The sequence below is a fragment of the Pseudomonas sp. NBRC 100443 genome (assembly GCF_030268185.1).
GTDB classification, from domain to species: domain Bacteria; phylum Pseudomonadota; class Gammaproteobacteria; order Pseudomonadales; family Pseudomonadaceae; genus Pseudomonas; species Pseudomonas citronellolis.
Map to the genome: position 1 here is coordinate 193,063 of NZ_BSQE01000013.1, position 8,287 is coordinate 201,349.

The window sequence follows — 8,287 nt, forward strand, 5'->3', positions numbered from 1 at the left end:
GCGGCGCAGGCCCCACGGGCCCTGCACCGGATCGATCAATCGCTGCTCAATCCATGGCGAAGCCGAGCTGACGCCAGGCTTCATAGACAGTCACGGCGACAGTATTGGACAGGTTCAGGCTGCGGCTATCCGGGCGCATCGGCAGGCGCAGGCGCTGCTCCGGCGGCAGCGCGTTGCGCACCTCTTCCGGCAGGCCGCGGCTTTCCGGGCCGAACAGGAAGGCGTCGCCACGCTGGTAGGCGACTTCGTGGAAAGCGTGGGAGCCCTTGGTGGTGAAGGCGAACAGCCGCGGGCGGCCGAGCTTATCCAGGCATTCCTCCAGGCTCGCATAGCGCTGCACCGGGGCGTATTCGTGATAATCCAGCCCGGCGCGGCGCAGGCGCTTGTCGTCCAGTTCGAAGCCCAGCGGCTCGATCAGGTGCAGGCTGCAGCCGGAATTGGCGCAGAGCCTGATAATGTTGCCGGTATTGGGTGGAATTTCCGGTTGGAAGAGGATGACGTGGAACATGCAGCGCTCCGGGCCTGAGGACGGCCGGCATTCTACTCCCGCGGCGGCGGATGTGCGGCCCCGGCCGTGGCTGCGGGTGTTTTCGGCGCTGGCCATCGGCGGGCTGATGATCGGCCTGATGCTCGGCCGCCTCACCGGGCCCACGCCGGGCGAGCCGCATCTGCTCGCCGTCCGGGCGCAGGATGGCGCCCTGCTGCTGCGCTTCGACCAGAGTGCCAGGGTCGAGGCCGGGCAGATCGAGGGCGCCCTGGCGCTGCGCGTGCGGGCAGCGGGCGCGGCCGCCGAGGGCCAGATGCGCCTGGACGGCCAACCCTTGCGCTGGCGCGTGGAAAGCCGGGAGGGAGAACTGTGGATAACCCTGCTCTCCACCCGCCACCTGGGCGGTAGCTGGGACAGCGAGGAGAAGGACGGGGACTGGGTGCTGCGGGTCCATCCGCAATTGCGCTGAGGGGGCCGGCGGCCAGCCTCGGGAAGAAAGAAGGGGATTCCCCGGCCTGCCTGAACCGAGGGCCCCGAAAGGGGCGGAGGCCGCATCGCGAACCTCCGGTGTAAAAAGGGGGTTTCCCCGGCCTGCCTGTACCAGGACCCCCGAACCGTTCACGCCTTCCACCGCATCGGGCCGCGGCGGCGCGCCTTGTGTAAAAGTGGGGTTTCCCCAGCCTGCCTGTACCGAGGCCCCCGAAATCGTTATTGGGACTATTGCAGGGGCTGTGCCAGTTTTGCCGACGGGTCGTATTTCCCTCACGAAACAGCCGCGCAGGCCAGTATTCACGGGGCTTTCAGCGAACGCCCCGGTGAACATCCAGGCACAAAAGGCATGACCGAAATGCCCGCACAGGCTGGCCGAGAAGGCGCCTTGCTAGTGCACGCGCACCAAAGTTGAACGCGCCGGCCCTGATCTCCCCGTAGGATGGGTTGAGCGAAGCGATACCCATCGCCATGACCGCATGGGTTTCGCCAAGGCTCAACCCATCCTACGAAGAGCGCTTCGCTATCGGATGGGCAAAAGAAAAGGCGCCCTTGGGCGCCTTTCTTCGCTACGACGGGCCTTACTGGACCGAAGGAATCTCGCCGGAAGCCTGCAGGCGGGCGATTTCCTGGGCGTACAGGGCGTCGAAGTTCACCGGCGAGAGCATCAGCGCCGGGAACGAGCCGCGCACCACCAGGCTGTCCAGGGCTTCGCGGGCGTAGGGGAAGAGGATGTTCGGGCAGAAGGCGCCCAGGGTGTGGCTCATGCTGGAAGCGTCCAGGCCCTTGATCAGGAAGATGCCGGCCTGCTGCACTTCGACGATGAAGGCCACGTCGTCCTTGTTCTTCACGGTCACCGAAACGGTCAGCACCACTTCGTAGAAGTCGCCGTCGAGCTGCTTCTGGCGGGTGTTCAGGTCCATGCTGATCGCCGGCTGCCATTCCTGGCGGAAGATTTCCGGAGCCTTCGGCGCTTCGAAGGACAGGTCGCGGATGTAGATGCGCTGCAGGGAGAACTGCGGGCCGTTTTCTTGCTCGTTGGCGCCGTTGCTAGCTTGCTCAGTCATTTCAGGACCTTCTTATGGCTCGTTTGCAGTAATAAGGGGATCACGCCGACAGCAGCGCATCCAGCTTGCCCGCGCGCTCCAGCGCGTACAGATCGTCGCAGCCGCCGACGTGGGTGCTGCCGATCCAGATTTGCGGTACCGAGGTACGGCCGGCCTTGCGGCTCATTTCGGCGCGCAGGTCGGGCTTGCCGTCCACGCCGATCTCCTCGTAGGCCACGCCCTTCTTGTCCAGCAGCGCCTTGGCGCGGATACAGTAGGGGCACCAGGCCGTGGTGTATATCAGAACCGCCTGCATCTCACTTCACCAGGGGCAGGTTGTCGCCGCGCCAGCTGCCGATGCCACCGCCGAGCTTGGCCACGTTGTAGCCGGCCTTCTTCAGCACGCCGCACCAGGTGCCCGAGTGCTGGCCCATGGCGTCGACCACGATGATGGTCTTGGCCTTGTGCTTGTCCAGCTCGCTCATGCGGCTGTTCAGCTTGTCCGCCGGGATGTTCAGCGAACCGGAGATGTGGCCGCCGGAGAACTCCTTGCTCGGGCGGATGTCCAGTACGACACCCTGCTCGGCATTGACCAGCGCGGTCAGCTCGCGGGTCGACAGCGCGCGGCCGGCCTTGTTCAGCTCGTGCAGCGCGAGCAGGACCAGGAGCACCACCAGGGCGCCGACCAGCAGATAGTGATGGGTGGCGAATTCGATCAGACGGGGAAGGAACGACGACATGGCGCAAGGCATCCACAGGTAAAAATGCCGGCCAGTATACACGCGCCCTCCTGACGGCTGAACCCTGCCAATCATGGCGCCCGTCGCACCCAGACGGTAAAATGCCGATCCTTTTCTGACCCCCGTTTTGGAAAGAGCCGCACCTATGACAGCATCGCCCAAACCCCTGGTCCTGATCATCCTGGACGGCTTCGGCCATAGCGACAGCCCCGAGTACAACGCCATCTTCGCCGCGAAGAAGCCAAACCTCGACCGCCTGCTGGCCACCCAGCCGCACGGCCTGATCTCCGGCTCGGGCATGGACGTGGGCCTGCCAGACGGGCAGATGGGCAACTCCGAGGTCGGCCACATGAACCTCGGCGCCGGGCGCGTCGTCTACCAGGACTTCACCCGCGTGACCAAGGCCATCCGCGACGGCGAGTTCTTCGACAACCCGGTGCTGACCGGCGCGGTGGACAAGGCGGTGGGCGCCGGCAAGGCCGTGCACATCCTCGGCCTGCTTTCCGACGGCGGCGTGCACAGCCACCAGGACCACCTGGTCGCCATGGCCGAACTGGCCGCCCGGCGTGGCGCGCAGAAAATCTACCTGCACGCCTTCCTCGACGGCCGCGACACCCCGCCGAAAAGCGCCGAGCCGTCGCTGAAGCTGGTCGACGAGGCCTTCGCGCGCATCGGCAAGGGCCGCACCGCCAGCATCATCGGCCGCTACTTCGCCATGGACCGCGACAACCGCTGGGACCGCGTCGAAGCCGCCTACAACCTGATCACCGAAAGCACCGCCGAATTCACCGCCGACAACGCCGTGGCCGCGCTGCACGCCGCCTACGAGCGCGGCGAGAGCGACGAGTTCGTCAAGGCCACGCGCATCGGCGAGCAGGTACGCGTGGAAGACGGCGACGCCGTGGTGTTCATGAACTTCCGCGCCGACCGCGCCCGCGAACTGTCGCGCGCCTTCGTCGAGCCGGGCTTCAAGGAATTCCCGCGCCAGCGCGAGCTGCACCTGGCCGAGTACGTGATGCTCACCCAGTACTCGGCGAACATCCCGGCGCCCAGCGCGTTCAAGCCCGAGTCGCTGGACAACGTCCTCGGCGAATACCTGGCGAAGAACGGCAAGACCCAGCTGCGCATCGCCGAGACCGAGAAGTACGCCCACGTCACCTTCTTCTTCTCCGGCGGCCGCGAAGAGCCGTTCGAGGGCGAAGAACGCATCCTCATCCCCTCGCCGAAGGTCGCCACCTACGATCTGCAGCCGGAAATGAGCGCGCCGGAAGTCACCGACAGGATCGTCGAGGCCATCGAAAACCAGCGCTACGACGTCATCGTGGTCAACTACGCCAACGGCGACATGGTCGGCCACACCGGCGTGTTCGAGGCCGCGGTCAAGGCCGTGGAATGCCTGGACACCTGCGTCGGGCGCATCGCCGCGGCGCTGGACAAGGTCGGCGGCGAGGCCCTGATCACCGCCGACCACGGCAATGTCGAGCAGATGGAAGACGAAAGCACCGGCCAGGCGCACACCGCGCACACCTGCGAGCCGGTGCCCTTCATCTACGTTGGCAAGCGCAAGCTGAGCATCCGCGAAGGCGGCGTGCTGGCCGACGTGGCGCCGACCATGCTGACGCTGATGGGCCTGCCGGTGCCGGCCGAGATGACCGGCAAATCCATCGTCACCCTGGAGTGACCCTCGCGAGCTGCAGGCGGCGTGATGCTTTTCACTCGCCGCTTGCGGCTTGTAACGATTTTTTTATGCATACTAGGCCGATTCCGCCTCCAGGTGCCCGCCACCCCATGCATCGCGCCCTCTCCTCCCTGCTGCTGATCTGCCTGCTGAGCCCGCTGGCGGTCGTCGCCGACGAACGCGCCGACACCCAGAAGCAGATCGAGCGGACGCAGAAAGACATCGCCGAGCTGAAGAAGACCCTCAGCGGCATCCAGGAAGAGAAATCCGGGGTGCAGAAGCAGCTCAAGTCCACCGAAACCCAGATGGGCGACCTGGAGAAGCAGGTCAAGGCGCTGCAGGAGGAGCTGGAGAAGAGCGAAAAGGAGCTGCAGCGCCTGGACGAGGAGAAAAAAAAACTCCAGGGCGCGCGCCTTGAACAGCAGCGGCTGATCGGCATCCAGGCCCGCGCCGCGTACCAGAGCGGCCGCGAGGAATACCTCAAGCTGCTGCTGAACCAGGAACATCCCGAGAAGTTCAGCCGCACCCTCACCTACTACGAGTACATCAACCGCGCGCGCCTGGAACAGCTCAACGCCTTCAACGAGACCCTGCGCCAGCTGGAGAACGTCGAGCGCGACATCACCACGCAGAAGAGCCAGCAACTGGCCCAGCAGCAGGACCTCGAGGCCCGCCGCCAGGAACTGGCCGAAGTGCGCAAGCAGCGCCAGGAAGCCCTGGCCAAGCTCAACAGCGACTACAGCGACAGCAACCGCAAGCTGCAGGACCGCCAGCAGGCCCAGGCCGAGCTGAACAAGGTGCTCAAGACCATCGAGGAAACCCTCGCCCGCCAGGCCCGCGAAGCCGAGGAAGCGCGCCAGCGCGCCCTGGCCGCCGAACGCGAGCGCGCCCGCCGCGAACGCGAGACGGCCAGCGGCGGCGGCAGCGTGAAGCCCAAGCCCCGCGCGGACTACAGCGGCCCGCTGGTATCCAGCGGCGCCGGCTTCGGCGGCGCCTTCGACGCCACCCGCGGCAAGCTGCCCTGGCCGGTCAACGGGCGCATCCTGGCGCGCTTCGGCAGCCCGCGCGGCGACGACCCGCGCGCCACCTGGGACGGCGTGCTGATCGGCGCCAGCGCAGGCGCCACGGTACGCGCCGTGCATGGCGGCAGGGTGGTGTTCGCCGACTGGCTGCGCGGCGCCGGGCTACTGGTTATCCTCGACCACGGTGGTGGATACCTGAGCCTTTATGGTCATAATCAGAGTCTGCTGAAAGGCGCCGGGGACACGGTCAAGGCCGGGGATCCCATCGCTACCGTCGGCACCAGCGGCGGGCAGGAGACTCCGGCGGTGTATTTCGCCATTCGTCATCAGGGCCGCCCGACGGACCCCACTACCTGGTGTCGCACGCAAGGATAAGCGGCGGACACGCCTTAGGAGCCAAACATGTCGCATCGCTTCCGTCTCATCACCCTGGCCCTGCTGCTCGGTATCGGGGCGGCCCAGGCCGCCGAGACACCGCCCGCCGCGCCAGCCGCGGCCAGCGGCAAGGAGGCGCCGCTGCCGCTGGACGAACTGCGGACCTTCGCCGAGGTCCTGGACCGGGTGAAGGCCGCCTACGTCGAGCCGGTGGACGACAAGACCCTGCTGGAGAACGCCATCAAGGGCATGCTCAGCAACCTCGACCCGCACTCCGCCTACCTGGACCCGGAAGAGTTCGCCGAGCTGCAGGAAAGCACCAGCGGCGAGTTCGGCGGCCTGGGCATCGAGGTGGGCACCGAGGACGGCTTCATCAAGGTGGTCTCGCCGATCGACGACACCCCGGCGGCCGCGGCCGGCATCCAGCCCGGCGACCTGATCGTGCAGATCGACGGCAAGCCGACCAAGGGCCAGTCGATGAACGAGGCGGTGGACAGCATGCGCGGCAAGCCCGGCTCGTCCATCACCCTGACCATAGTGCGCGGCGGCGGCCGGCCGTTCGACGTCAGCCTCAAGCGCGCCATCATCAAGGTCAAGAGCGTCAAGACCCAGCTGCTGGAGCCGAACTACGGCTACCTGCGCATCACCCAGTTCCAGGTCAACACCGGTGACGAGGTGGTCAAGGCCCTGGCGCAGCTGAAGAAGGACAACAAGGGCAAGCTCAAGGGCCTGGTCCTGGACCTGCGCAACAACCCCGGCGGCGTGCTGCAGTCCGCGGTGGAAGTGGCCGACGCCTTCCTCACCAAGGGCCTGATCGTCTACACCAAGGGCCGCATCCCCAACTCCGAACTGCGCTTCTCCGCCGACCCGGCCGACCCCAGCGAGGGCGTGCAGCTGGTGGTGCTGATCAACGGCGGCACCGCCTCGGCGGCGGAAATCGTCTCCGGCGCCCTGCAGGACCAGAAACGCGCCATCCTCATGGGCACCGACAGCTTCGGCAAGGGCTCCGTGCAGACCGTGCTGCCGCTGAACAACGACCGCGCCCTGAAGCTGACCACCGCGCTCTACTACACCCCCAACGGCCGCTCCATCCAGGCCCAGGGCATAGTCCCGGACATCGAGGTGGAACGCGCCAAGGTGACCCGCGAGCAGAGCGACTTCGAAGGCTTCAAGGAAGCCGACCTGCAGGGCCACCTGGCCAACGGCAACGGCGGCAAGGACCGTCCGACGCAGTCGGGCAAGGCGCCCCAGGCCGCCCCGCAGGACAGCGACTTCCAGCTGAGCCAGGCCCTCAGCCTGCTGAAGGGGCTCAGCGTCAGCCGCGGCAACTGACCGGTGCGCCGGGCACGGCTGCTGTTCGGCCTGTGCCTGGCCGCCCTGTTCGGCCAGGCGCAGGCCAGGCCGCTGCTGAGCGTGGTGATCGACGACCTCGGGCAGAACCTGGCGCGCGACCGCCAGGTGTTCGAACTACCGGCGGCAGTGGCCCTGGCGATCATGCCGGACACCCCGCACGCCGCCGAACTGGCCCGCGAAGCCCACCAGCGCGGGCGCACCCTGATCCTGCACCTGCCGATGGACCCGGCCGGCGGCCCCTACGCCTGGCGCCCCGACCTGCCGCACACGGAGCTCGCCCGGCGCCTGGACGCGGCGCTGGCCGCGGTGCCCTACGTGCAAGGCGTGAACAACCACGAAGGCAGCCGCATGACCGCCGACCGCGCCGGCATGGACCTGCTGATGGGCACCCTGCAGGAACGCCACCTGTTCTTCCTCGACAGCCGCACCAGCGCCGCCACCGTGGCCGCCGCCGAGGCGCAGAAACGCGGCCTGGCCAGCCTGTCCCGCGACGTATTCCTCGACGACCAGCCGGATGAAGACAGCATCGCCCGCCAGTTGCAGAGCGGCGTGGCCCTGGCGCGCAAGCAGGGCTCGGCGCTGCTGATCGGCCACCCGCGCCCGGCCACCCTGCGGGTGCTGCTGCGCGAGCTGCCGAAGCTGAAGGCGGCGGGCATCGAACTGGTGAAGCCCGACCTGCTGATCGCCGAACGCGGCAACCGCGCCATGGCGGCGCATGGCAAGGATGGCGTCTACCGCTGAGCCCCCGCTCGCCGGCCGCGCCTCGGCGCTTTTCGTAGGATGGGTTGAGCGAAGCGATACCCATCGCCGTGCCCGACCGAGCACCGGCCGTTGCAGGCGAGCATGGCTCGCTCCTACGAAGAGCACGCCGGTGCGGCCTGTTGTTTCTAGGCGGTTTTCTGGGTTCCCGCGAACGCGGGAACCCAATAGAACAGTTCCGAACCCACCTGTAGGAGCGCGCCCTGCGCGCGAATCGCGGGCAGGGCCCGCTCCTATGTATGGACTCACCCCCACCGTCAACCCGCTTTTGAACATGAAAACCCGACTGCATCTATGTATTAGGCCTGTTCGAGGAAGCCACGTCGGGCTTCTGGCCA

At 67.1% G+C, this 8,287-nt stretch carries 9 protein-coding genes; 5 read left to right on the plus strand and 4 right to left on the minus strand.

All coding sequences use genetic code 11. The features are described 5' to 3' along the window. Positions 1–46 precede the first annotated feature (46 nt). Positions 47–508, minus strand: coding sequence for a tRNA (uridine(34)/cytosine(34)/5-carboxymethylaminomethyluridine(34)-2'-O)-methyltransferase TrmL (trmL, locus tag QSJ95_RS18475; protein ID WP_043317611.1), 462 nt, complete (start codon positions 506–508; stop codon positions 47–49). A 76-nt stretch (positions 509–584) separates the two neighbouring features. On the opposite strand from trmL, the gene QSJ95_RS18480 reads away from it, so the two are divergent. Continuing rightward, positions 585–956, plus strand: coding sequence for a hypothetical protein (locus QSJ95_RS18480; protein WP_285644404.1), 372 nt, complete (start codon positions 585–587; stop codon positions 954–956). Positions 957–1,557: 601 nt separating this feature from the next. Here QSJ95_RS18480 and secB read toward each other — a convergent pair. The 3 genes from secB to QSJ95_RS18495 are packed head-to-tail and all read right to left on the minus strand — an operon-like array spanning position 1,558 to position 2,762. Then, complete coding sequence (gene secB, locus QSJ95_RS18485; protein WP_043317607.1) at positions 1,558–2,043, minus strand: protein-export chaperone SecB; 486 nt, start codon at positions 2,041–2,043, stop codon at positions 1,558–1,560. Between the two features lie 40 nt (positions 2,044–2,083). Continuing rightward, positions 2,084–2,338: a glutaredoxin 3 gene (gene grxC / locus QSJ95_RS18490; protein ID WP_009613820.1), complete on the minus strand. Its 255-nt coding sequence runs from the start codon at positions 2,336–2,338 to the stop codon at positions 2,084–2,086. A gap of 1 nt (position 2,339) precedes the next feature. Next, entirely contained in the window at positions 2,340–2,762 is a 423-nt protein-coding gene (locus QSJ95_RS18495; protein ID WP_058070782.1) for a rhodanese-like domain-containing protein, read from the minus strand. A 145-nt stretch (positions 2,763–2,907) separates the two neighbouring features. Here QSJ95_RS18495 and gpmI point away from each other — a divergent pair, with 145 nt between their 5' ends. The 4 genes from gpmI (at position 2,908) to QSJ95_RS18515 (ending at position 7,931) form a co-directional block, all read left to right on the plus strand. Then, on the plus strand, positions 2,908–4,443 hold the full coding sequence (gene gpmI, locus QSJ95_RS18500; RefSeq protein ID WP_285644405.1) for a 2,3-bisphosphoglycerate-independent phosphoglycerate mutase: 1,536 nt from the start codon (positions 2,908–2,910) through the stop codon (positions 4,441–4,443). Between the two features lie 107 nt (positions 4,444–4,550). Further along, positions 4,551–5,837, plus strand: coding sequence for a murein hydrolase activator EnvC family protein (locus tag QSJ95_RS18505; RefSeq protein WP_197886758.1), 1,287 nt, complete (start codon positions 4,551–4,553; stop codon positions 5,835–5,837). Positions 5,838–5,864: 27 nt separating this feature from the next. Next, positions 5,865–7,169, plus strand: coding sequence for a S41 family peptidase (locus tag QSJ95_RS18510; protein WP_009613824.1), 1,305 nt, complete (start codon positions 5,865–5,867; stop codon positions 7,167–7,169). 3 nt (positions 7,170–7,172) lie between these two features. Next, positions 7,173–7,931: a divergent polysaccharide deacetylase family protein gene (locus QSJ95_RS18515; protein WP_285644409.1), complete on the plus strand. Its 759-nt coding sequence runs from the start codon at positions 7,173–7,175 to the stop codon at positions 7,929–7,931. The last annotated feature ends 356 nt before the right edge of the window (positions 7,932–8,287 follow it).